This is a genomic window from Corynebacterium sphenisci DSM 44792, assembly GCF_001941505.1.
In the GTDB taxonomy this organism is placed as follows: Bacteria; Actinomycetota; Actinomycetes; order Mycobacteriales; family Mycobacteriaceae; genus Corynebacterium; species Corynebacterium sphenisci.
In genome coordinates, this window is record NZ_CP009248.1 from 1,733,146 (window position 1) to 1,756,490 (window position 23,345).

Here is a 23,345-nt window from a genome sequence, read left to right on the forward strand (position 1 = left end):
GCCGGCGGCCCCCGCCCGACCCGGGCGCGGGGCCGTCGGCGAGCGGTGGTAGCCGCACCCGGCCCGCCCGCGGCGCCGGGCGGGCACCGGGGTGCGGCGGCGGGCGCCCGCACCCGGTACTGTCGGGTCTGAACGAGAGAACTTTTTGCTGACTGTCGAGGAGTGGCACATATGGCGACCTCTGTTGAGATGCCGGAGCTTGGCGAATCCGTCACCGAGGGCACGATCACGACCTGGCTCAAGGAGGTCGGCGACACCGTCGAGGTCGACGAGCCGCTGCTGGAGGTATCCACCGACAAGGTGGACACCGAGGTGCCCTCCCCGGTCTCCGGCACCCTGGTGAAGATCCTCGCCGAGGTCGACGACACCGTCGACGTCGGCGCGGTGATCTGCGAAATCGGCGACGCCGACGAGGCCGGCGCCGACGACGGCGACGACTCCGCCGCCGAGGCCAGGGATGAGCCGGCGGAGTCCGCCGAGGAGGCCCCGAAGTCCGCCGGCGGCGCGGCCACCGACGTGGAGATGCCCGAGCTCGGCGAATCCGTCACCGAGGGCACCATCACCACCTGGCTCAAGGAGGTCGGCGACACCGTCGAGGTCGATGAGCCGCTGCTGGAGGTCTCCACCGACAAGGTCGACACCGAGGTGCCCTCCCCCGTGGCCGGCACCCTGGTCGAGATCCTCGCCGAGGTCGACGACACCGTCGACGTCGGCGCGGTGATCTGCCGCGTCGGCGACGCCGACGCCGCCCCCGCCGGCGACGCCGGCGGCTCCGATGAGCCCGAGGAGGCCGCCGAGGACGAGCAGGCCGAGGAGGCCCCGAAGTCCTCCGGCGGCTCCGCCGGCGGCGCGGCCACCGACGTGGAGATGCCGGAGCTCGGCGAATCCGTCACCGAGGGCACCATCACCACCTGGCTCAAGGAGGTCGGCGACACCGTCGAGGTCGATGAGCCGCTGCTGGAGGTCTCCACCGACAAGGTGGACACCGAGGTGCCCTCCCCCGTGGCCGGCACCCTGGTCGAGATCCTCGCCGAGGTCGACGACACCGTCGACGTCGGCGCGGTGATCTGCCGCGTCGGCGACGCCGACGCCGCCCCCGCCGGCGACGCCGGCGACTCCGGCCAGGACGCCGACGGCGCCAAGGAGGCGTCCGACGGCGAGGCCGCGGCGAAGAAGAAGGCCGCGCAGAAGGAGGTCGACTCCGACGACGCCGCCGCGGCGCAGCCGGCGAAGAAGGAGCAGGCCGCGCCGAAGAAGGCCGCGGAGCAGAAGCCGGAGCCGAAGAAGGAGGCGAAGCCGGCCGCCAAGGACGGCGACACCCCCTACGTCACCCCGCTGGTGCGCAAGCTCGCCGACAAGCACGGCGTGGACCTCGCCACCGTGGAGGGCTCCGGGATCGGCGGCCGGATCCGCAAGCAGGACGTGCTGCGCGCCGCGGAGGCCGCCGCCGGCGGCGACTCCGCCGAGCCGGGCGCGGAGGCCGCCCCGGCCTCCCGGGCCTCCACCAAGGGGGTGCGCCCGGAGCTCGCCGAGCTGCGCGGCACCACCCAGCGGGTGAACCGGATCCGCGAAATCACCGCGGCGAAGACCCACCAGTCGCTGCAGGAGTCCGCGCAGCTCACCCAGGTGCACGAGGTCGACATGACCGAGATCTGGGAGCTGCGCGCGGAGCACAAGACCGCGTTCGCCGACGCCCACGGCGCCAAGCTGACCTTCCTGCCCTTCTTCGCGAAGGCCGTGGTCGAGGCGCTGGTGGCGCATCCGAACGTCAACGCCTCCTGGAATGACGAGACCAAGGAGATCACCTACCACTCGGCGGTGAACCTCGGCATCGCCGTGGACACCGAGCGCGGGCTGCTCTCCCCGGTCATCCACGACGCCCAGGAGATGAGCCTGCCCGAGCTGGCCAAGGCCATCGCGGATATCGCGGAGCGGGCCCGCTCCGGCGACCTCAAGCCGAAGGACCTCTCCGGGGGCACCTTCACCATCACCAACATCGGCTCCGAGGGGGCGCTCACGGACACCCCGATCCTGGTGCCGCCGCAGGCGGCGATGATGGGCACCGGCGCCATCCGCAAGCGCCCGGTGGTGGTCACCGAGGGCGACAACGACGCCATCGGCATCCGGGCCATGGCGCTGCTGCCGCTGACCTACGACCACCGGCTGGTCGACGGCGCCGACGCGGGCCGGTTCATGACCACCGTGGTGGATCGGCTGCAGGTCGCCGACTTCACCGCGGACCTGGAGCTCTAGCCGGCACCGGCTGCGGCGGCGACGGCCCGGGCGGGTTCCCGCCCGGGCCGTCGCCGTGCCTACAGTGGGGGCCATGCACGCCTCCCCCGGCGCCGGCGGGCCGCCCCCCGCCGATGCGCAGCCCGACCCGATCCGCGCCTCCGCCGCGCCTCTGGTGCACCATGCGCTCGGCGTGGTGGACTACGCCGAGACCTGGCGCCGGCAGGCCGCCACCGCCGCCGCGGTCGCCCGCGGCGAGGCCCCGGACCAGCTGTGGACCCTGGAGCATCCGCCGACCTACACCGCCGGCAAACGCACCCAGCCCGGGGACCGCCCGGACAACGGGCTGCCGGTCATCGACGTCGACCGGGGCGGCCGGATCACCTGGCACGGCCCCGGGCAGCTGGTGTGCTACCCGATCCTGCGGCTGCGCGAGCCCCTCGACGTGGTCGACTACGTGCGCCGGATCGAGGAGGCGGTGATCGCGGTGGCCCGCGACGCGGGCCTGACCGCCGCCGGCCGGGTGCCGGGCCGCTCCGGGGTGTGGCTGCCCGCCGGGGTGGTCGGGGGCGAACTGCGCCCGGCCCGCAAGCTCGCCGCGATCGGGATCCGGGTCACCCACGGGGTGACCATGCACGGGCTGGCCCTCAATTGCGACAACACCCTCGACTACTACGGCCATATCGTGCCCTGCGGGATCGCCGACGCCGGGGTGACCACCCTGAGCGCGGAAACCGGCCGCCGCATCGGCGTCGAGGAGATGCGCGAACCCCTGGTCGTGGCGGTGTCCGCGGCGCTAGCGGGGCGGCTGCCGGTTTCCCCGCACGACTTGTAGGGTGGGGCCCATGGCACAAGCACCGAAGGGACGTCGCCTGCTGCGCATCGAGGCGAAGAACGCGCAGACCCCGATCGAGGCCAAACCCGGCTGGATCCGCACCACCGCGAAAACCGGCCCGGAGTACCGGGAGATGAAGTCCCGGGTGTCCGGGGCCTCCCTGCACACGGTGTGCCAGGAGGCCAACTGCCCCAACATGTACGAATGCTGGGAATCCCGGGAGGCGACCTTCCTCATCGGCGGCGGCCGCTGCACCCGGCGCTGCGACTTCTGCAATATCGCCACCGGCAAACCCGAGGCCCTGGACCGCGATGAGCCGCGCCGGGTCGCCGAGTCGGTGCGCGAGATGGGCCTGCGCTACGCCACGGTCACCGGGGTGGCCCGCGATGACCTGCCCGACGGGGCCAGCTGGCTCTACGCGGAGACCTGCCGGCAGATCCACGAGCTCAACCCGGGCACCGGGGTGGAGCTGCTGGTCGACGACTTCCGCGGCGACGGCTCCGCGGCCGAGGCGGTCTTCGAGGCCCGCCCGGAGGTGTTCGCGCACAACCTGGAGACGGTGCCACGGATCTTCAAGAAGATCCGGCCGGCCTTCCGCTACGAGCGCAGCCTGGAGATGATCCACCGGGCCCGGGAGTACGGCCTGGTCACCAAGTCGAACCTCATCCTGGGCATGGGCGAGACCCGGGAGGAGATCCTGGACACCATGCACGATCTGCTGGAGTCCGGCTGCGACATCCTCACCGTCACCCAGTACCTGCGGCCGACGAACCTGCACCACCCGATCGACCGCTGGGTCAAGCCCGAGGAGTTCGTGGAGCTGTCCAATATCGCCCGGGAGATGGGTTTCGCCGGGGTGATGGCCGGTCCCCTGGTGCGCTCCTCCTACCGGGCCGGCACCCTCTACGCCCGGGCGCTGGCCGCCCGCGGCGAGGAGCTGCCGGAGCACCTGGCGGGCCTGGCGGAGGGCTCCGACAGCACCGCCCAGGAGGCCTCCAGCGTACTGGCCCGCTTCGGCGCCTCCACGGACGTGCCGGTGGCGCCCTCCAAGGCCAGCTGACCGGGACGGCGCAGGGGCCCCGTGGGGCGGCCCCGGCGATGCCCTAAGCTGGTGGGCATGGCGAAAAACGATGACGTGAAGGCGTTCAAGAAGGCCCAGCGGCAGGCCAAGCGCGCCCAGCGCAAGCAGACCTGGGGCCAGATGTGGCAGGCCTTCAAGCTGCTCAAGGGCCGGGACAAGAAGCTCATCCCGCTGATGGCCCTGGGCTTCTTCGGGCCGATCCTGGTGCTGCTGCTCATCGGGCTGGCGCTCGGCGGGATCTGGGTGTGGTTCCTGCCGCTGCTCGGCATCATGATCGGCGCCACCGTGGCGATGTGGATCTTCTCCACCCGGCTGCAGAACAGCTTCTACGCCGAGGCCGAGGGCCAGGCCGGGGCGGCCGCCTGGGCGCTGGACAACATGCGCTCCGGGGTGGGCATGATCTGGCACGTCAAGACCGGGGTGGTCGCCAACCAGCACATGGACGCCGTGCACCGGGTGGTGGGCAACCCGGGCATCGTGCTCGTCGGCGAGGGCGATGAGCAGCGGGTGCGCGCCATGATGGCCCGGGAGAAGCGCACCCTGGCCCGGATCGTCGGCGAGACCCCCATCTACGAGGTGATGTCCGGCTCCGCCGAGGGCCAGGTGCCGGCGAAGCGGCTGCAGCGGGAGCTGCTGCGCTTCCCGCGCAACTACAACAAGGACGAGGCCACCGCCATCGACCGCAAGCTGCGCACCATGGACGCCAACCGGGACGCCCGCGCGGGCCTGCCCAAGGGGCCGATGCCCAAGGGCGCCTCCACCGCCGGGATGAACCGGCGGGCCCGCCGCGCCGCGGAACGCAAACAGCGCCGCGGATAGTCGCCGCCGCCACATGCAAACCCGGTTGTGCGCTATCGCACAACCGGGTTTCCGCGTAATTTCGCCTTGAATTAGATTAGCTATTGACCTGCGGTGATGCCCTTTCTGCAGGAATCGACGGGCTATGTCACTATGGACACGTGCATATCCTCGTAGATGAACCGCTTCTCGCCCTCATGCTCATCATGGCGATCGGCATCGCCATCGGCCAGATCCGGATCGGCGGGTTCAAGCTGGGCGTCGCGGCGGTGCTCTTCGTCGGCCTCGGCTTCGCCACCGTGGAGCCGGGCATCGAGCTGCCGCCCATCGTCTACATCATCGGGCTGTCCATGTTCGTCTACACCATCGGCCTGGAGTCCGGGCCCGAGTTCTTCGCCAACTTCCGCTCCACCGGCTGGCGGCACAACCTCTTCGGCGCCGCGATGCTCGCCGCGCTGGCCGCGGTGGCCTGGCTGCTCATCCACCTCTTCCCCCTGGACAACATCGAGGGCGTGGGCACCTACACCGGCGCGGTGACCAACACCCCGGCCCTGGCCGCGGTGGTCGACGCGCTGCCCGGGCTGATCGCCGAGGACGCCGACCGGGGCGCCGCCCTGGCGATGCCGGTGGTCGGCTACTCCCTGGCCTACCCCATCGGCGTGCTCGGGGTGATCGCCTCCATCGCCATCATGGCCCGGGTGTTCCGGGTGGATCACGACCGGGAGGCGATGGAGGCCGGGGTGGCGGCGCTGCCGCTGCACACCCGCCGGGTGGAGATCACCGGCGCGGAGCTGCCGGAGGTCGGCGAGATGCCCCGGGTGTTCGGCCTGGACTTCTCCATCTCCCGGATCGAGCACAAGGGCAAGCTGTACGTGCCCGCCGACTCGGACACCGTCGACGCCGGGGACATCGTCACCGTGGTGGCCACCGAGGACGTCATCGAGGAGGTGGCCACCCGGGTCGGCGAACTGCTGCCCGGCGATCCCACCGCGGACGGCCGGCTGGACTTCCGGCGCATCTTCGTCTCCTCGGAGCGGGTGTGCGGGGTGCCGCTGGCGGAGCTGCACACCGAGATGAACGGGATGGTGATCACCCGGGTGCGCCGCGGCGACCTGGACATGGTGGCCTCCCCGGAGATGAAGCTGGAGCTCGGCGACCGGGTGCGGGTGGTGGCCACCCCGGACAGGATCGAGGAGGCCACGAAGTTCTTCGGCGACTCCTACAAGCGCCTCTCCGACGTCAACCTGCTGCCCATGGTGCTGGGCCTGACCCTGGGCATCCTGATCGGCATGATCGAGATCCCGATCCCCGGCGGGGTGGGCCTGAAGCTGGGCTCGGCCGGCGGCCCCCTGGTCGTCGCGCTCATCCTCGGCGCGCTGGGCCGCACCGGCCCGCTGGTGTGGCCCATCCCCTACTCCGCGAACCTCGCCTTCCGGCAGGTGGGCCTGGCGCTGTTCCTCGCCGGCATCGGCACCACCGCCGGCGCCGGGTTCAAGGCGGCGCTGTCCGACCCGGCCTCCCTCATCGTGCTGGGCCTGGCCGGGATCATCGCGGTGACCATGTCCATGGGCACCCTGATCGTGGGCCACAAGGTGCTGCGGATCCCCTTCGGCCAGACCGCGGGCATCCTCGCCGGGCTGCAGACCCACCCGGCGGTGCTCACCTACGTCAACGACCAGTCCCGCAATGAGCTGCCCGCGATGGGCTACACCACCGTCTACCCGATGGCGATGATCGTCAAGATCATCCTCGCCCAGCTGCTCATCGTCACCCTGGTGTGACACCGGGCCCGGTGCGGCCGGGGAGGGCGGCGGCGCCCCGGCCCGGCGCACCCGGCCCCGGGCATGAAAGAACCCGCCAATTTGAGGATGCGCTCTCGCGAGCGCACTAGCCTGGGCGGGTCTTGTTGATCCGGAAGCGTAGGCGCCCACCCCCGGGGCGTCAACCCCGGCGGGCTCAGGCGCGGATCACGGCGGTGCCGGTGGCCCGGTCGTGCATACCGCGCAGATCCGAGTCCTGGATGATCGGCGGCAGCAGCAGCAGGGTGAGGAAGCTGCGCACGAAGGCCCGCCACAGGCCGACCCGCTGGTCGGGCTTGTCGATCCGGGCCACGCCCATGCCGAGCACCGCATGGCCCGGGGTGCGCGCGAAGAGCCACACCGACACCGTGCCCACGATGAGGAAGATGATGAAGGTCCAGGTGGCGGAGAAGGACTGCCAGGCGATGAAGGGGTCGCCGTACTGCTCCATCTGGGACTGGTCGGGGCCGAAGAAGGGGTAGACCAGGGTGGTCAGCATCATCGAGACCAGCCAGTCGATGGCCAGCGCCCCGACCCGGCGGCCCAGGCTGGCCTGGGAGCCGGAGCCGGTGCGCTCCAGGCCCAGGTTCTGCCCGGGGTACTCGGAGAGGTTCTCGGGGTCTTCGTATTGGCCGGGGACCTGGGGGCCCTCCAGCCAGTTGTGCTTCTCGGCCATGCGGTCAGCATAGCCGCCGCGGCGGCGGCCCCGAACCGGGCCGGGGCCGGCCGCCACCGCCGCCGTGACGGGGCCGCGGCGCCGGGGGCCATTGGTTATGCTGGTGTGCATGGCCGTGGGTCAACCCGGCCGCATGCTCCCGCGATCGCACGGGCACCCCGCCCCGCCCGGCGGGGCGCCCGCGCGGCGCGCCGGCGGTGCGGACGTCGACGCCCACCCGGTCGACCGGCGGGGCGCCCCTGCACCCCCTGTCCGAGCCCCGCCGGGGACTCAACCCCCACAAGGAGCATGCACCGTGGCTTTCACCTCCCCCGAGGACGTGGTCAAGTTCATCGAGGACGAGGCCGTCGAGTTCGTCGACGTCCGCTTCACCGACGTCCCCGGCACCGAGCAGCACGTCACCATCCCCGCCTCGGCCTTCGACGTCGACGCCATGGAGGACGGGCTCGCCTTCGACGGCTCGTCGATCCGGGGCTTCACCACCATCGACGAATCCGATATGACCCTGCTGCCGGATCTCGCCACGGCGCGGCTGGACCCCTTCCGCACCGCGAAAACCCTGAACATCCGCTTCTTCGTGCATGACCCCTTCACCCTGGAGCCGTTCAGCCGGGATCCGCGCAACGTCGCCCGCAAGGCCGAGGAGTACCTCGTGTCCACCGGGATCGCGGACACCTGCTTCTTCGGCGCGGAGGCGGAGTTCTACGTCTTCGACTCGGTGCGCTTCGCCACCGGCATCAACGGCGGCCACTACGAGGTGGATTCCGTGGAGGGCTGGTGGAACCGGGGCAAGGAGGCCAATCCGGACGGCTCGGCGAACCTGGGCTACAAGACCCGGGTCAAGGGCGGCTACTTCCCCACCGCGCCCTACGACCACTACCAGGACCTGCGCGACGAGATGTGCAGGGAGCTCGCCGCGGCCGGCTTCGAGCTGGAGCGCGCCCACCACGAGGTGGGCACCGGCGGGCAGATGGAGATCAACTACAAGTTCAACTCCATGCTGCACGCCGCCGATGATCTGCAGTCCTTCAAGTACATCGTGAAGAACGTCGCCTGGCGGGCGGGCAAGTCCGCCACCTTCATGCCCAAGCCCCTGGCCGGGGACAACGGCTCCGGGATGCACGCGCACATGTCGCTGTGGAAGGACGGCGAGCCGCTCTTCCACGACGAGTCGGGCTACGGGGGGCTCTCCGACATCGCCAGGTTCTACATCGGCGGCATCCTGGCGCATGCCGGGGCGGTGCTGGCCTTCACCAACCCGACGCTGAACTCCTACCACCGGCTGGTGAAGGGCTTCGAGGCGCCGATCAACCTGGTGTACTCGCAGCGCAACCGCTCCGCGGCGGTGCGCATCCCGATCACCGGCTCCAACCCCAAGGCGAAGCGGATCGAGTTCCGCGCCCCGGATCCCTCGGGCAACCCCTACCTGGGCTTCGCGGCGATGATGATGGCCGGCCTCGACGGCATCCGCAACCGGATCGAGCCGGACGCGCCGGTGGACAAGGATCTCTACGAGCTGCCCCCCGAGGAGGCCGCCAGCATCCCGCAGGCGCCGACCTCCCTGGAGGCCGCGCTGGCCGCCCTGGAGGCCGATCACGAGTTCCTGCTCGAGGGCGATGTGTTCACCGAGGACCTGATCGAGACCTACATCGCGTACAAGTACGACAACGAAATCGCCCCGGTGCGGCTGCGGCCCACCCCCCAGGAGTTCGAGCTCTACTACGACGTGTAGCGCCCGGCGGGCAGCGTCCCCGCCGCACCACCGGCCGCCCGGCCCCGCATGGGGCCGGGCGGCCGGCCGTGTCCCCGGGGGGGCGCCGCCCGGATGCCCGGGCGGGCGATCCCACCCCGGGGTTCCGGCGGATTCCCGGTTCCCCCACCATCGGACCACCCCCGCGTCCCCCCGTTTTTCCCTCGGCGATCCGCCACCCGCCCCATTCCGGGGGTGCGTGGATGTAGCATGGGTCACTTCCGGGGCGATACATTCCCCGACCACCCCGCGCCGGCGGCCGGCCCGGCCGCCGGCGCCGCGCGGGCGCCCCCGGCGCACCGCGCCACGCACCACCGAAGGACCCCCATGACCCTCGCCCAGCACCTCGCCGATCCCCTCGTGGAACCCGACCTGCACGAGCCCACCGTCTCCCAGGTGGTGGCCGACGCGATCGCCGTCCACGCCGATCACGTCTTCGGCCTGGTCGGCAACGCCAACTCCCATATCGTCTCCTCGCTGACCCGCCGCGGCTTCCCCTACACCGCGGTGCGCCACGAGAGCGCCACGGTCGCCGCCGCGGACGCCTTCCACCGCGCCGGCGGCGGGATCGCGGTGGCCACCACCACCTGCGGGGCCGGGTTCACCAACACGCTCACCGCCCTGGCCGAGGCCGCGAAGGCCCGGATCCCGCTGGTGCTGGTCACCGGCGCCGCCCCGACCGCGCCCCGCCCCTTCGACCTGGACCAGGCCGGGCTGGTGGACGCCCTGGGCGTGCCCCGGCGCACCGCGGCCCCCGGGCGCGCGGGCGCCGAGGCCGCCGCCGCCTTCGCCGAGGCGGCCGCCTCGCGCACCCCGGTGGTGCTCGAGGTGCCCTTCGACGCGCAGACCGCCCCCGCCGGGGCCGGCGCCGCTGCGGCGCCGGCCAACCCGGTGGCAGCCCCCGCCCCGGCCGCACCCGAGCCGGCGGTGGTGGCCGCCCTGGCCCGGCGCCTGGCCGGCGCGGCCCGGCCGCTCATCATCGCCGGGCGCGGGGTGGTCGACTCCGGCACCGCCGGGGCGGTCGCCGCCCTGGCCGAGCGGCTCGGCGCGCTGCACATGCACACCGCGATGGCCGCCAACGTCCTCGGCGGGCCCTGGTGCCTGGGTACCGCCGGCGGATTCGCGCACGCCTCCCGCCTGGGACTCACCCGGGCCGCCGACGTGGTGCTGAGCCTCGGCGCCTCGCACAACGCCTTCCAGGTCCGCGGCGGCCGGCTGCTGGACCCGGCGGCGCACGTCATCCAGGTCGTCGACGAAGCGCATCCGGCGGCCCGGCCGGTCGACGAGCTGGTGCTCGCCGATCTGCGCGACCTGCTGCCGGCGCTGCTGGAGGCCCTGGCCGGGCTGCCCGGGCCCGCGGCGACCTGGCGCGAGGAGCTCGGCGCGCTCGGGCCGGCCGAGGACCGCGCGGCCACCCCGGAGCTGTTCGCGGAAACCGGCGCGGACGGCCGGATCGACCCGCGGGCGGCGCTGCGCCGGATCGACGCGGCGCTGCCGGCGGAGCGCACCGTGGTCACCGACGGCGGGCACTTCCTGGGCTGGGTGCCCAAGCACCTCACCGCCACCGATCCGCATGGCCAGGTGCTGGTGGGCACCGCGGTGCAGTCCATCGGCCTGGGCTTCGGCTCCGCGGTGGGCGCCGCCGCGGCCCGCCCGGGGGCGGCGACGGTGCTGGTCACCGGCGACGGCGGCGGGCTGATGGCGCTGGCCGACCTGGACTCCTTCCTGCGCACCGTGCGCCATGGCGCGGTGGTGGTGCTCAACGACGCCGCCTACGGCGCGGAGCTGCACCAGTACGCCGCCGAGGGCCTGCACACCGCCTCGATGCTGATCGAGGACGTGGACTTCGCCGCCCTGGGCCGCGCCCTCGGCGCCCGCGGGGTGACCGTGGCCGATCCGGCGGACTGGCCGGCCGCGGAGGCCGCCCTCGCCGCACCGGAGGGGGTCACCGTGGTGGACGTGAAGATCTCCCGGGAGGTCGTCGCCGACTTCATCGCCGAGGTGCTCAAGCGCCAGTAGCCGGCCCCGAGGGGCCCCGCGGCGGGCCCACGCGGCGGCCCCCCGGGGGCGTCGCGATGGTTACCTGGCGGCAACACGGGGGAACGGGACGGGAAACACCGGGTACCTAACGTCGGCGACGTCCCCGGATCGGGTACCCCCCGGACCGTGGACGCCACGGGCGCCGGCCGCAGGTTCGTGACCGGCAGGGGCGCCTGCGGCCGGCCCCTCCCGGGGCGGCCCGAAGCCAGCCAACCATCTAGGAGTCATCGTGGGCACCACCTCACCCGAAACCATCGAGCAGCTCATCCGGGACGAGGGCGTCGAATTCGTCGACGTCCGCTTCACCGACGTCCCCGGCACCGAGCAGCACGTCACCATCCCCGCCTCGGCCTTCGACGCCGACGCGATGACCGAGGGGCTCGCCTTCGACGGCTCCTCGGTGCGCGGGTTCACCTCCATCGACGAGTCCGACATGGCCCTGCTGCCGGACCTGGACACCGCCCGGATCGACCCCTTCCGCACCGCGAAGACCCTGAACATCAAGTTCTTCGTGCACGATCCCTTCACCCTGGAGCCCTTCAGCCGGGATCCGCGCAACGTGGCCCGCAAGGCCGAGGAGTACCTGGTCTCCACCGGCATCGCGGACACCTGCTTCTTCGGCGCCGAGGCCGAGTTCTACCTCTTCGACAACGTCCGCTTCGCCACCGGCATGAACGAGGGCTTCTACCGGGTGGACTCCGTGGAGGGCTGGTGGAACCGCGGGGCCGAGGCCAACCCCGACGGGTCGGCCAACCTCGGCTACAAGACCCGGGTCAAGGGCGGCTACTTCCCCACCGCGCCCTACGACCACTACCAGGACCTGCGCGACGAGATGTGCCTGAACCTGGCCGCCGCCGGGTTCGAGCTGGAGCGCGCCCACCACGAGGTCGGCACCGGCGGCCAGCAGGAGATCAACTACAAGTTCAACACCCTGCTGCACGCCGCCGACGACCTGCAGTCCTTCAAGTACATCGTGAAGAACGTCGCCTGGCGCGCCGGCAAGTCCGCCACCTTCATGCCCAAGCCCCTGGCCGGGGACAACGGCTCCGGGATGCACGCCCACCAGTCCCTGTGGGCCGGCGGTGAGCCGCTCTTCCACGATGAGGCCGGCTACGGCGGCCTGTCGGACATCGCCCGCTTCTACATCGGCGGCATCCTCGCGCACGCCGGGGCGGTGCTGGCCTTCACCAACCCGACCCTGAACTCCTACCACCGCCTGGTGCCCGGGTTCGAGGCCCCGATCAACCTGGTGTACTCCCAGCGCAACCGCTCCGCGGCGGTGCGCATCCCGATCACCGGCTCCAACCCCAAGGCCAAGCGCCTGGAATTCCGGGCCCCGGACCCCTCGGCGAACCCGTACTTCGCCTTCGCGGCCATGATGATGGCCGGCCTCGACGGGATCCGCAACCGGATCGAGCCCGATGCCCCGGTGGACAAGGACCTCTACGAGCTGCCCCCGGAGGAGGCCGCGAACATCCCGCAGGCGCCGACCTCCCTGGAGGCCGCCCTCGCCGCCCTCGCGGAGGACAACGAGTTCCTGCAGGAGGGCGACGTGTTCACCCCGGATCTGCTGGAGACCTACCTGGCCTACAAGCACGACAACGAGATCGCCCCGGCCCGGCTGCGGCCCACCCCCCAGGAGTTCGAGCTCTACTACGACGTCTAGCCCCGGACCCTCCTCCACCGTCATCGCGCCGCACCGCGACCCGCCCCGGCGGGCCGCGGTGCGGCGCGATCACGTCCCGCCGGGCGCTCCCGGACCGCCCAGAGCAGCGGTGTTAGCCCGCAGGACCCGCCCCGCAGCCCATGGTGCAGGCGATGCACCCTCCCCCGCGGCCTGTAATATGTTTCTTCGGCGGGATTTTCAGTCCCGCCTATGAGACAAGCGAACACAGTGACGGTCCGCCCTCGCCCGCTCGGGGGTGGACGGGTACCTGGAACCCCCCGGAGGCCACCCCGGCGCCGCGGCCCGCCCCACCACCGGGCGCGGTCGCGCGGCGGAGGCAGTCCCCGTCGCGTGAACCCCGGAAAGGCTGGGCACACCACCCCATGACCGGTTTTCCAGATAACCCCCGCATCGACTTCCTCTACCTGGACGAGGAGGACATGCTCGCCGCCGGCGTCGACGACGCCGCGAAATGCGTCGAGTGCATGGAGGAGACGCTGATCCTGCTCGCCGAGGGCGACTTCCGGATGGCCGGCGCCTCGGCGAACTCCCATGGCGCGCAGATCAACTTCCCCGCCGACCCCGAGCATCCCAGGATGCCCGCGGACGGCCCGGACCGGCGCTTCATGGCCATGCCGGCCTACCTCGGCGGCCGCTTCGGCACCGCCGGGGTGAAGTGGTACGGCTCCAACGCGGAGAACCGCGAGCACGATCTGCCGCGCTCCATCCACGTCTTCGTGCTCAACGACGCCACCACCGGCGCGCCCCTGGCCATCATGAGCGCCAACCTGCTCTCCGCCTACCGCACCGGCGCGGTGCCCGGCGTGGGCGTCAAGCACCTCGCCCTCGCCGAGGCCGAGACCGTGGGCATCATCGGCCCCGGCGTGATGAGCCGCACCATCCTCGGCTCGGCGCTGTCCCAGCGCCCCGGCATCCGCACCGTGAAGGTCAAGGGCCGCTCGCGCCGGTCCACGGAGAAGGCCGTGGCCTGGATCCGCGAGACCTACCCGCAGCTGACCGAGGTGCGCGTGGTGGACAGCGAGCGCGAGGCGATCGAGGGCTCCGACATCGTCATCGCCGGCACCTCCACCTCCCCGGACGGCCCGGAGGGCTTCCCGCATTTCCGGCGGGAGTGGATCAAGCCCGGCGCGCTGCTGCTGATGCCGGCCGCCGCCCGCCTCGACGACGACTTCGTCACCTCCGAGGAGGCCAACCTGGTGGTCGACTACCGCGGCCTGTACCAGGAGTGGTTCCACGAGAACGGCCCCGGCGTCACCTACGAGCGGCTGCTGGGCATCCCCGGCAACCGCTGGTGGGATATGAAGGAGGAGGGCACCCTCCCCGAGGAGCGGATCGTCAACATCGGCGACATCGCCGCCGGCCGCGCCCCCGGGCGCGAGAACGACGAGCAGATCTTCTGCTACTCCATCGGCGGCATGCCGGTGGAGGACGTCGCCTGGGCCACCGACCTCTACCATGCGGCGAAGGAGCGGGGCATCGGCACCACCCTGAACCTCTGGGAGACCCCGCGGCTGGCCTGAGCGGCCGCCGCGACCCGCGCCCCCGGCGCCCGGGCGGCCCCGCCCGGACCCGGACAACCGAATACCCAACCAAGCACCATCTGAATCAGGGATTGATTTACCGTGGCTTTCGAAAGCCCGTCTGACATCGTGTCGTTCATCAGGGACCGGGGGATCCGCTGGGTCGACGTCCGCTTCACCGATGTGCCGGGGGTGATGCAGCACCTGTCCATCCCCGCGCACCAGTTCGACGAGGAGGCCATGATCGACGGGCTCGCCTTCGACGGCTCCTCGATCAGCGGCTACACCTCGGTGGACAACTCCGACATGAACCTGGTGCCGGACATCTCCACCGCCTACGTCGACCCCTTCCGGGAGTCGCCGACGCTGAACATGATGTTCTTCGTGCAGGACCCGCACACCACCGAGCCCTTCTCCCGGGACCCGCGCAACATCGCGCTGAAGGCGGAGAAGTACCTCGCGTCCACCGGGATCGCGGACACCTGCTTCCTCGGCTCCGAGGCGGAGTTCTACATCTTCGACAAGGTCCGCTACGACACCACCTCCAACCGCTCCTTCCACGAGGTCGACTCCGTGGAGGGCTGGTGGAACTCCGGGAAGGAGTACAACCCGGACGGCTCCCGCAACCTGGGGCACAAGGTGCGCACCAAGGGCGGCTACTTCCCGGTGGCCCCCTACGACCACCTGGAGCACCTGCGCGACGAGATCGGCGAGACCCTGGACTCCATCGGCTTCACCGTGGAGCGCGCCCACCACGAGATGGGCTCCGGCGGCCAGCAGGAGGTCAACTACAAGTTCAACACCCTGCTGCACGCCGCCGATGACCTGCAGACCTTCAAGTACATCGTGAAGAACGTGGCCAAGCGCAACGGCCGCTCCGCGACCTTCATGCCCAAGCCCCTGGCCGGCGACGGCGGCTCCGGGATGCACGTGCACCAGTCGCTGTGGAAGGACGGCGAACCGCTCTTCCACGACGAGGGCGGCTACGGGGGCCTGTCGGACCTCGCCCGGTTCTACATCGGCGGGATCCTGGAGCACGCCGGGGCGGTGCTGGCCTTCACCAACCCGACCCTGAACTCCTACCACCGCCTGGTGCCCGGGTTCGAGGCCCCGATCAACCTGGTGTACTCCCAGCAGAACCGCTCCGCGGCGATCCGGATCCCGCTGACCGGGCCGAACCCGAAGGCCAAGCGGATCGAGTTCCGCGCCCCGGACGCCTCCGGCAACCCCTACCTGGGCTTCACCGCGATGCTCATGGCCGGCCTGGACGGGATCCGCAACCGCATCGAGCCGCCCGCGCCGGTGGACAAGGACCTCTACGAACTGCCCCCCGAGGAGGCCAAGGGCATCCCCACGGTGCCCACCTCCCTGGAGGCGGCGCTGCACGCCCTGGAGGACGACCACGAGTTCCTGGTCGCCGGGGACGTGTTCACCGAGGACCTCATCGAGGCCCATATCCGGCACAAGTTCGACGAGGAGATCGTGCCCGCCCGGCTGCGCCCGACCACCCAGGAGTTCGAGCTCTACTACGACTGCTGACCGCCGCGCGCGCCCCGCGCGGCCCACGGCCCCGGCCCCCGCATCCCGCGGGGGCCGGGGCCGTCCGCCCTCACGCGGGCGGGGCTCAGGCCTCCAGGGCGGCGCCGGTGCGCTCGGGCAGGGTGAACGCCGCCGCGGCGGCGAGCACGAAGGCCGCGGCGAAGACCCCGAAGACCAGGCCCTGGCCCCCGGGCAGCAGCAGCGGCACCACCAGCGGCGCGGCGATCGAGGCCAGCCGCCCGAAGGCCGCGGCCGACCCGGTGCCGGAGCCGCGGGTGGCGGTGGGGTAGAGCTCCGGGCCGATCGCGTACAGCGCGCCCCAGGCGCCCAGGTTGAAGAAGGACAGCGCGCAGCCGGCGGCGATGACCTGCCACACGTCCCCGGAGAAGCCGAAGGCGGCGGCGGCCACCGCGGAGCCGGCGAGGAAGGCCGCCAGGGTCACCCGGCGCCCCCAGCGCTCGATGAGCCAGGCGGCCAGGGCGTAGCCGGGCAGCTGGGCCAGGGTGATGACCAGGGTGTAGCCGAAGGAGCGGACCAGGTCGAAACCGCGGTCCACGAGCAGGCTGGGCAGCCAGATGAAGGCCCCGTAGTAGGAGAAGTTGATGCAGAACCACACCGCCCACAGCGCCGCGGTGCGCGCCCGCAGCCGGGCCGACCAGATCGACTCGCCCTCGCCGCGGGCCCCCTCCGGCGCCGCCGGCGGCGCGGCCCGGTCGGCGGCGGGCCGCGCGGTGCGGCCCGCGGCGGCCTCGAACTCGGCGACGATCGCCTCGGCCTCGTCGGCCCGGCCCCGGGTCTCCAGGAAGCGCACCGACTCCGGCAGCCGCGCCCGCACGTAGATGGCGTAGGCCGCCGGCACCACCCCCAGGGCCAGCGCCCAGCGCCAGCCGTCCGCCCCGGCGGGGATGATGAGGTAGCCGATGAGCGCGGCGAGCAGCCAGCCCAGCGCCCAGAAGGCCTCCAGGATGACCAGCACCCGGCCCCGGATCCGCTTCGGCGCGAACTCGGCGACCAGGGTGGAGGCCACCGGCAGCTCCGCGCCCAGGCCCAGGCCCACCACGAAGCGCAGCGCCATCAGCGCGCCCACCCCGGCGGCCAGGGCGGAGGCGCCGGTGGCGATGCCGTAGACCAGCAGGGTCAGCGCGAACACCTGGCGGCGCCCGATCCGGTCGGCGAGCAGCCCGCCGAGGGCGGCGCCCAGGGCCATCCCGATGAAGCCCACCGAGCCCAGCCAGGACAGCTGTGTGGTGGAGAGGTTCCACTGCACCGCCAGCGCCGCCATCACGAAGGAGATGAGCCCCACGTCCATCGCGTCCAGGGCCCAGCCGACCCCCGATCCGAGCAGCAGCCGGCGGTGTTTTCCGGTGAAGGGCAGGCCGTCGAGGCGTTCCGTGCGGGTCAGCATGGGGGCAAGGTAGCAGAGCCTCACCCACCCCCGGGGGGTGAAACCGGGGGCGGCCACCGAAGCGACACGCCGATTTCACCCGCCCGCAACCTGGGGCGGCGCCCGGGCAGGATCGGGGGCGGATCCGATGCATCGAGGAGGCGCCATGACCCCGGACTGGGTGACCGCGATCGCCGCGGTGGCCACCGCGGTGATCACCCTGGGCGCGGCGCTGGTCGCGCTCGGCCAGCTGCGCGCCGCACGGGAGGAGCAGCGGCAGGTCAACCGGCCGATGATGATCGCCGAATACGAGTTCCCGGCCGGGGGCGGGGCGCCGCAGGGGATTTCGGTGCAGAACATCGGCCGGACCATCGCCCACGATGTGCGGATCAGCTTCGAGCCGCCGCTGCCCGGCCCCCCGCCGGGGCCGACCGCGGGGCAGGGCCCCGGGGCGCTGACCGCGAGCGCGCTGGCGCGCACCACCTTCGGCACCTGGGCCCCGGGGCAGCGGCTGCGGGTGCCGCTGCGGCCCCCGCACCCGGCGGACGCCGGCGCCGCGGCACCGCACGAGGGCGCCCCGGGCCGCCGGCGGATCCGCATCCGCTACCGCGGCCATGACGGCCGCGGGCACGAGGAGACCCTGGAGCTCGACTCCGCGATCGGCGCCGGGGCGCTCATCGGCGAGGGGGAACCGACCCGGATCCGGCGGGAGCTGGCCGGGATCCGCGCCGAGATGCGCCGGATCGCCCGGGGCCGGTGACCGCCGACCGGGCCCGCCGCGGGGGATGAAGATTCCTCACCCGTAATCATCCGACATCCCGCGGGCACCTGGTCTTTCGCAAACGCCATCAATCCTTTAGGCTTGCCTGAGGACTGTTCCGTCGCATTACCACAACGAGAGAAGCGTTCCCCATATGAATCGTCGCCCCCAGGGGATCCGACTGCGCGCCATCGCCGTCGCCGGAGCCATCGCGCTCGCCGGCGCCGGGCTGCCGCTGCTCGCCGGATCCGCCGCCGCCCAGGATGCGCCCTCGGGCAGCTCCGCGCTGCCGAACATCACCGACAAGCTGCCCGACCTCCCCTCGGGGTCGCTGACCCCCGGGCCCTCGGACATCCCGAATCTGCCCATCCCCGGGCTGCCCGGCGGGAAGAAGTCCGGGGAGCCGGCCATGGATCTGTCGAAGTCCACCGGCCTGGCCGATGGGGAGACGATCACCATCACCGGCACCGGCTACCGCCCCGATGACGGGGTGTACATCGCGCAGACCATCGAGAAGCCCAAGGTCGGCTTCCCGCAGACCTACGGCGAGGCCGTGAAGGTCACCCCGGACGAGTCCGGCTCCTTCACCGCGAAGCTGCCGGTCAACGTGGTCTTCGGCGAGGTGGACTGCCGGAAGACCGACTGTTACGTCGGCTCCTTCACCGCCTTCCCGAACCTGGTGGACCGCACGCAGGACGTGTGGAAGCCGATCTCCTTCGCCGCGGGCGTCAAGCCCGCCGCCGGGGCCGCCGGCACGGGCGACGCCGGCAAGGGCGATTCCGGCAAGGGCAATTCCGGCCCGGCCGCCACCGGCGGCGGCGACTCGGCGACCTCGAAGTCCTCCTCCGGGGCGACCGTCACGGTCAGCCCGGTCAGCGGGCTCAAGCCCGCCGGGGACACCGTGCGGGTCGTCGGCCGCGGTTTCAAGACCTCCGGCAACGGCGTCTACGTCGGCCTGGTCGACGTGGCGAAGTTCAGCCCGATCAACCGGGACGCCTTCGCCCCGGGCACCGTCTGGGTGGCCCGGAACAACAACAAGCTGAAGGAGGACGGCTCCTTCGCGATCGACCTGCCGGTGCAGGCCAAGTTCAACGACACCGACTGCACCAAGGTCGAATGCGCCGTCTACACCTTCGCCGCGCACGGTTCCCCGGACCGCAGCCAGGACACCTCCACCCCCGTGAAGTTCGCCGCCGGCGCGGCCGGCACCGGCACCGGCGGCACCGACTCGGGCAAGGGCACCGACTCCGGCGCGGGCACCGGCACCGACTCGAACGCCTCCGGTGACTCCGGCACCTCCGGCGCCTCCGGCACCGGCACCGCGTCGAACTCCTCCGGGGTCTCCGTCTCGGCCACCCCGACCACCGGGCTGAATCCGGCCGGGGACACCGTCACGGTCAGCGGCAGCGGCTTCAAGACCGGCGAGCCCGGCATCTACGTCGGCATCGCCGCCAACGACAACTTCTCCCCCACCAACCAGGACGCCTTCGGCCCGGACACCATCTGGGTCGCGGAGAAGAACGGCCGGATGAGCTCCGACGGCTCCTTCACCGTCTCCCTGCCGGTGCAGGCGAAGTTCGGCTCCACCAACTGCCTGACGCAGCGCTGCTCCATCTTCACCTTCGCCGCGCACGGGTCCTCGGACCGCAGCCAGGACACCGCCACCCCGGTGGGCTTCACCGGCGGCGTCGCCCCCGGCGCCGCCGGCGAGACCCCCGAGGCCAAGGCCGGCTCGGGCGGCACCAGCGGCGGCAACTACGCCGCCGCCGGCTCCGACGCCGACTCCGACGATGACGCCGACTCCGCGTCCTCCTCGAACGGCTCGCTGTCGGTGACCGCCTCGCCGACCACCATCGCCGCGAAGGGCTCCACCCCGGTGACCGTCTCCGGCTCCGGCTTCTCCACCGACGGCCCCGGCATCTACGTCGGCGTCGCCGAGAAGTCCAAGTTCTCCCACGTCGACGCCTCCGTCTTCGGTGCCGTGGAGTTCATCCGGGCCTCCGAGATGGGCTCCGACGGGTCCTGGTCCACCACCCTGGACATCTCCCCGGTGTTCCCCTCCGGCAACTGCATCGACAACCAGTGCGCCATCTTCACCTTCGCCGCGCACGGGTCCTCCGACCGCAGCCAGGACACCGCCACCGACATCACCGTCTCCGGCAGCGAGAAGGAGAAGGAGGAGGCCCGCAAGGCCGCCGAGGAGGAGAAGGACAAGGCCGACAAGGAGGGCACCGACGGCAAGGACAAGGCCGGCATGGTCGGCTCCGATGACGCCGCCGACGCCGACGTCGACCGCACCGCCAAGTCCAGCGGCCTCGGCTACTTCGGCTTCGGCCTGCTCGGCTTCATCCTCGGCGGGATCGTCGTGTTCCTGATCGGCGCCGCCCGGCGCAAGAAGGACCGCGAGCAACCCGCCGCGTAGCACCCCCGCCCCGCGCCCCGCGCGAGGCGCCGCCGGCCCGCCCCACCCGGGGCGGGCCGGCCGCATACCCCCACAACCGCACAGGAGGAACCCCCATGCACCGCACCATCATCACCCGCGCCGGCCTCGCCGGGCTCGCCGCCGCCGCCCTGGCCCTCGGCGCCTGCTCCGACGACGACTCCGCCGGCATCGACGCCGGCGCCAGCGCCGAGATCACCACCGAGGCAGCCACCGGCGACGCCGCCGGGACCGCCACCAGCGAGGACGGCTCGGTGACGGTCACCGTCGACCCCGCCACGGATCTCCAGGACGGCCAGCGGGTGGCCATCGACATCACCGGCGCCGACCCGGAGATGGGCTACTACGTGGCGGTGTGCACCGGCGAGAAGCAGGGCCCGGTGCCGGTGTGCATCGGCGACCGCGACGCCGGCGGCACCCAGCTGTGGATCACCAACAAGTACGAGGACGGCACCATCCCCGAGGACGGCCACGTCACCGACGAGCTCACGGTCACCCGCACCGGGCGGAGCGAGGACGGCACCGACATCGACTGCGCCGCCGAGGAGTGCACCCTGAAGGTCTTCGGCGATCACGCCAACGGCTTCGTCGACGTCGCCGATGTGCCGCTGACCTTCGCCGAGTAGGGCCGCGCCCGCACCGGGCGGGGCGGGGCTACTCCCCCGCCCCGCCGGGGCCCGCGCCCGCGCCGGCCGGCCATACCCCGGAGGCACCGCGGCGATGGGTGCCCACCAGGTTGGTGTCCACCACCCCGATCGCCTCCATCAGGGCGAACATGGTGGTCGGCCCGACGAAGCGGAAGCCCGCGGCCTTGAGCTCGCGGGCCAGCGCCGCCGACTCCGCGGAGCGGGTGGGCACCTCCGCCATGGTGCGCGGCGCCGGGGTCGCCGCGGGCCGGTGCGACCACACCAGGCCCGCCAGGCCGCCGCGCCCGCGCAGCCGCAGCGTCGCCGCGGCATTGCCGATGGTCGCCTCGATTTTGGCGCGGTTGCGCACAATCGCCGCATCGTCGAGGAGCCGCGCCACGTCGGCCCGCCCGAAGGCGGCGACCGCCGCCGGGTCGAAGCCGGCGAAGGCGGCGCGGAAGGCCTCCCGCTTGCGCAGGATGGTCGCCCAGGACAGCCCCGACTGGAAGGCCTCCAGGCTCAGCCGCTCGAAGACGCCCCGCTCATCGCGCACCGGCATCCCCCACTCCCGGTCGTAGTAGTCGCGCAGCAGCGGATCGGCCGCCGCCCAGGGCGGCCGGAGCAGCCCGTCGGGCCCGCGGACCGGGCCGCCGCGCGGATCCGGGGCGGGCACCGGGCTCAGCGCACCTCGGTGGCGTCGATGGACTCGGCGATGAAGGCCTTGACCGCCTCGGCGTCATTGGGCAGGTCGGTGACGTGCCGGCCGGCGTCCATCACCCCGGCGAAGCGCTCCGGCACCTCCGGGTCCGCCCCGGTGGCCTCCCGGATGGTGTCCGCGAACTTCACCGGCAGCGCGGTCTCCAGGCAGACGATCGGGGTGGCCACCCGATCCCGCAGGCCCCGGGCGACGTGGATGCCGTCGGCGGTGTGCGGGTCCACCAGCACGCCCAGCCGGGAGTGCAGATCGGCGATCACGGCGACCCGGTCGGCGTGCGTGGATCGGCCGGAGAGGAAGCCGAAGCGGCCCGCGGCATCGGCGAAGGAGGGGTCGTCGGCCAGGGAGAACCCGCCCTCGCGGACCCGGCGCCCGAAGAGCTCGGCGGTCCGGTCGGCGTCCCGGCCCAGCAGGTCGAAGACGAAGCGCTCGAAGTTCGAGGCCCGGGAGATGTCCATCGAGGGCGAGGAGGTCGCCTCGGTCTCCGCGGCGGTGCGCACCCGGTAGTCGCCGGTGCGGAAGAACTCGTCGAGCACGTCGTTCTCGTTGGTGGCCACGATCAGCCGGTCGATGGGCACCCCCATGGACTTGGCGATGTGCCCGGCGCAGATGTCGCCGAAGTTGCCGGTGGGCACGGCGAAGGACACCCGCTCGGCGTCATCCTCGGTGACCCGGATCCAGCAGGAGACGTAGTAGACCACCTGGGCCATCAGCCGCGCCCAGTTGATGGAGTTCACCGCGCCGATCCGGCGGGCCGCCTTGAACCCGGCGTCCGCGGAGACCGCCTTGACCACGTCCTGGCAGTCGTCGAAGACCCCGTCCAGGGCGATGTTGAAGATGTTCGGGTCGTCCAGGCCGAACATCTGGGCCTGCTGGAAGGGGGTCATCCGGCCGGCGGGGGTGAGCATGAACACCCGGATCCCGGTGCGCCCGCGCATCGCGTACTCCGCCGAGGAGCCGGTGTCCCCGGAGGTGGCGCCGAGGATGTTCAGGGTCTCCCCGCGGCGGCCCAGCTCGTACTCGAAGAGCTCCCCGAGCAGCTGCATGGCCATGTCCTTGAAGGCCGCGGTCGGGCCCATGGACAGGTGCCCGATGTGCAGCCCGTCCTCCAGTTCGCTCACCGGCACGATCTGCGGGTCGGAGAACACCGGGGTGCGGTAGGCCCGGTGCACGATGGCGCGCAGGTCCTCGGCGGGGATGTCGTCGACGAAGAGGGAGAGCACCTCGAAGGCCAGCTCGGCGTAGCCGGATTCGGCGAGCACCCTGCGCCAGCGGGCCAGGTCGGCCGCGTCGACGCGGGGGTAGGCGGCGGGCAGGTACAGGCCGCCGTCGGGGGCGAGCCCGCCGAGCAGGATGTCGGAGAAGGCCGCCGGGGTCGCCTGGGGGTCACGCGTCGAGATGTAGTCCACGGCACACAGGGTACAAGGTCGCCGCCGCCGCCCCGGCCCGCCGGGCCGGCGGCC

General features: G+C 72.4%; 17 protein-coding genes. 13 read left to right on the forward strand and 4 right to left on the reverse strand.

Translation table 11 applies throughout. The features are described 5' to 3' along the window. Window positions 1-171: 171 nt before the first annotated feature. The 5 genes from sucB (at window position 172) to CSPHI_RS07890 (ending at window position 6,727) form a co-directional block, all read left to right on the forward strand. A complete protein-coding gene (sucB, locus tag CSPHI_RS07870; protein ID WP_075692299.1) occupies window positions 172-2,253 on the forward strand; it encodes a 2-oxoglutarate dehydrogenase, E2 component, dihydrolipoamide succinyltransferase in 2,082 nt (693 codons plus the stop codon). Window positions 2,254-2,326: 73 nt separating this feature from the next. Further along, window positions 2,327-3,067: a lipoyl(octanoyl) transferase LipB gene (gene lipB / locus CSPHI_RS07875; protein WP_075692301.1), complete on the forward strand. Its 741-nt coding sequence runs from the start codon at window positions 2,327-2,329 to the stop codon at window positions 3,065-3,067. 10 nt (window positions 3,068-3,077) lie between these two features. Beyond that, window positions 3,078-4,127, forward strand: coding sequence for a lipoyl synthase (gene lipA, locus CSPHI_RS07880; protein ID WP_075692303.1), 1,050 nt, complete (start codon window positions 3,078-3,080; stop codon window positions 4,125-4,127). 57 nt (window positions 4,128-4,184) lie between these two features. Further along, window positions 4,185-4,967, forward strand: a complete 783-nt coding sequence (locus tag CSPHI_RS07885) for a DUF4191 domain-containing protein (protein WP_075692305.1) — start codon at window positions 4,185-4,187, stop codon at window positions 4,965-4,967. A gap of 140 nt (window positions 4,968-5,107) precedes the next feature. Further along, the gene (locus CSPHI_RS07890; protein WP_075692306.1) at window positions 5,108-6,727 is read left to right on the forward strand and encodes an aspartate:alanine exchanger family transporter; all 1,620 of its coding nucleotides are present in this window, start codon (window positions 5,108-5,110) and stop codon (window positions 6,725-6,727) included. Between the two features lie 175 nt (window positions 6,728-6,902). Here the strand turns inward: CSPHI_RS07890 and CSPHI_RS07895 are convergent, their stop codons facing one another. Continuing rightward, entirely contained in the window at window positions 6,903-7,421 is a 519-nt protein-coding gene (locus tag CSPHI_RS07895; protein ID WP_075692308.1) for an RDD family protein, read from the reverse strand. Window positions 7,422-7,716: 295 nt separating this feature from the next. Here CSPHI_RS07895 and glnA (CSPHI_RS07900) point away from each other — a divergent pair, with 295 nt between their 5' ends. The 5 genes from glnA (CSPHI_RS07900) (at window position 7,717) to glnA (CSPHI_RS07920) (ending at window position 15,957) form a co-directional block, all read left to right on the forward strand. Beyond that, window positions 7,717-9,153, forward strand: a complete 1,437-nt coding sequence (gene glnA, locus CSPHI_RS07900; RefSeq protein ID WP_075692310.1) for a type I glutamate--ammonia ligase — start codon at window positions 7,717-7,719, stop codon at window positions 9,151-9,153. Window positions 9,154-9,498: 345 nt separating this feature from the next. After that, a complete protein-coding gene (locus CSPHI_RS07905; protein ID WP_075692312.1) occupies window positions 9,499-11,190 on the forward strand; it encodes a thiamine pyrophosphate-binding protein in 1,692 nt (563 codons plus the stop codon). Between the two features lie 250 nt (window positions 11,191-11,440). Then, window positions 11,441-12,877 (forward strand): type I glutamate--ammonia ligase, encoded by a 1,437-nt coding sequence (gene glnA, locus CSPHI_RS07910; protein WP_075692314.1) that lies wholly within the window; start codon window positions 11,441-11,443, stop codon window positions 12,875-12,877. A 383-nt stretch (window positions 12,878-13,260) separates the two neighbouring features. Then, window positions 13,261-14,418 (forward strand): ornithine cyclodeaminase family protein, encoded by a 1,158-nt coding sequence (locus tag CSPHI_RS07915; RefSeq protein ID WP_075692316.1) that lies wholly within the window; start codon window positions 13,261-13,263, stop codon window positions 14,416-14,418. 102 nt (window positions 14,419-14,520) lie between these two features. Continuing rightward, window positions 14,521-15,957, forward strand: coding sequence for a type I glutamate--ammonia ligase (glnA, locus tag CSPHI_RS07920; protein ID WP_075692318.1), 1,437 nt, complete (start codon window positions 14,521-14,523; stop codon window positions 15,955-15,957). An 85-nt stretch (window positions 15,958-16,042) separates the two neighbouring features. Here the strand turns inward: glnA (CSPHI_RS07920) and CSPHI_RS07925 are convergent, their stop codons facing one another. Beyond that, window positions 16,043-17,362, reverse strand: coding sequence for an MFS transporter (locus CSPHI_RS07925; protein ID WP_075692320.1), 1,320 nt, complete (start codon window positions 17,360-17,362; stop codon window positions 16,043-16,045). Window positions 17,363-17,507: 145 nt separating this feature from the next. Here CSPHI_RS07925 and CSPHI_RS07930 point away from each other — a divergent pair, with 145 nt between their 5' ends. The 3 genes from CSPHI_RS07930 to CSPHI_RS12685 all read left to right on the forward strand — a co-directional run bounded on the left by CSPHI_RS07930 (window position 17,508) and on the right by CSPHI_RS12685 (window position 21,167). Continuing rightward, entirely contained in the window at window positions 17,508-18,101 is a 594-nt protein-coding gene (locus CSPHI_RS07930) for a hypothetical protein (RefSeq protein ID WP_075692322.1), read from the forward strand. Window positions 18,102-18,255: 154 nt separating this feature from the next. Further along, the gene (locus tag CSPHI_RS07935) at window positions 18,256-20,523 is read left to right on the forward strand and encodes a neocarzinostatin apoprotein domain-containing protein (protein WP_075692324.1); all 2,268 of its coding nucleotides are present in this window, start codon (window positions 18,256-18,258) and stop codon (window positions 20,521-20,523) included. A gap of 95 nt (window positions 20,524-20,618) precedes the next feature. Beyond that, the gene (locus CSPHI_RS12685) at window positions 20,619-21,167 is read left to right on the forward strand and encodes a neocarzinostatin apoprotein domain-containing protein (RefSeq protein ID WP_075692326.1); all 549 of its coding nucleotides are present in this window, start codon (window positions 20,619-20,621) and stop codon (window positions 21,165-21,167) included. A 28-nt stretch (window positions 21,168-21,195) separates the two neighbouring features. Here the strand turns inward: CSPHI_RS12685 and CSPHI_RS07945 are convergent, their stop codons facing one another. Then, window positions 21,196-21,840: a DNA-3-methyladenine glycosylase I gene (locus CSPHI_RS07945; RefSeq protein ID WP_075692328.1), complete on the reverse strand. Its 645-nt coding sequence runs from the start codon at window positions 21,838-21,840 to the stop codon at window positions 21,196-21,198. Between the two features lie 5 nt (window positions 21,841-21,845). Beyond that, window positions 21,846-23,291, reverse strand: coding sequence for a threonine synthase (gene thrC / locus CSPHI_RS07950; RefSeq protein WP_075692330.1), 1,446 nt, complete (start codon window positions 23,289-23,291; stop codon window positions 21,846-21,848). Window positions 23,292-23,345 lie beyond the last annotated feature (54 nt).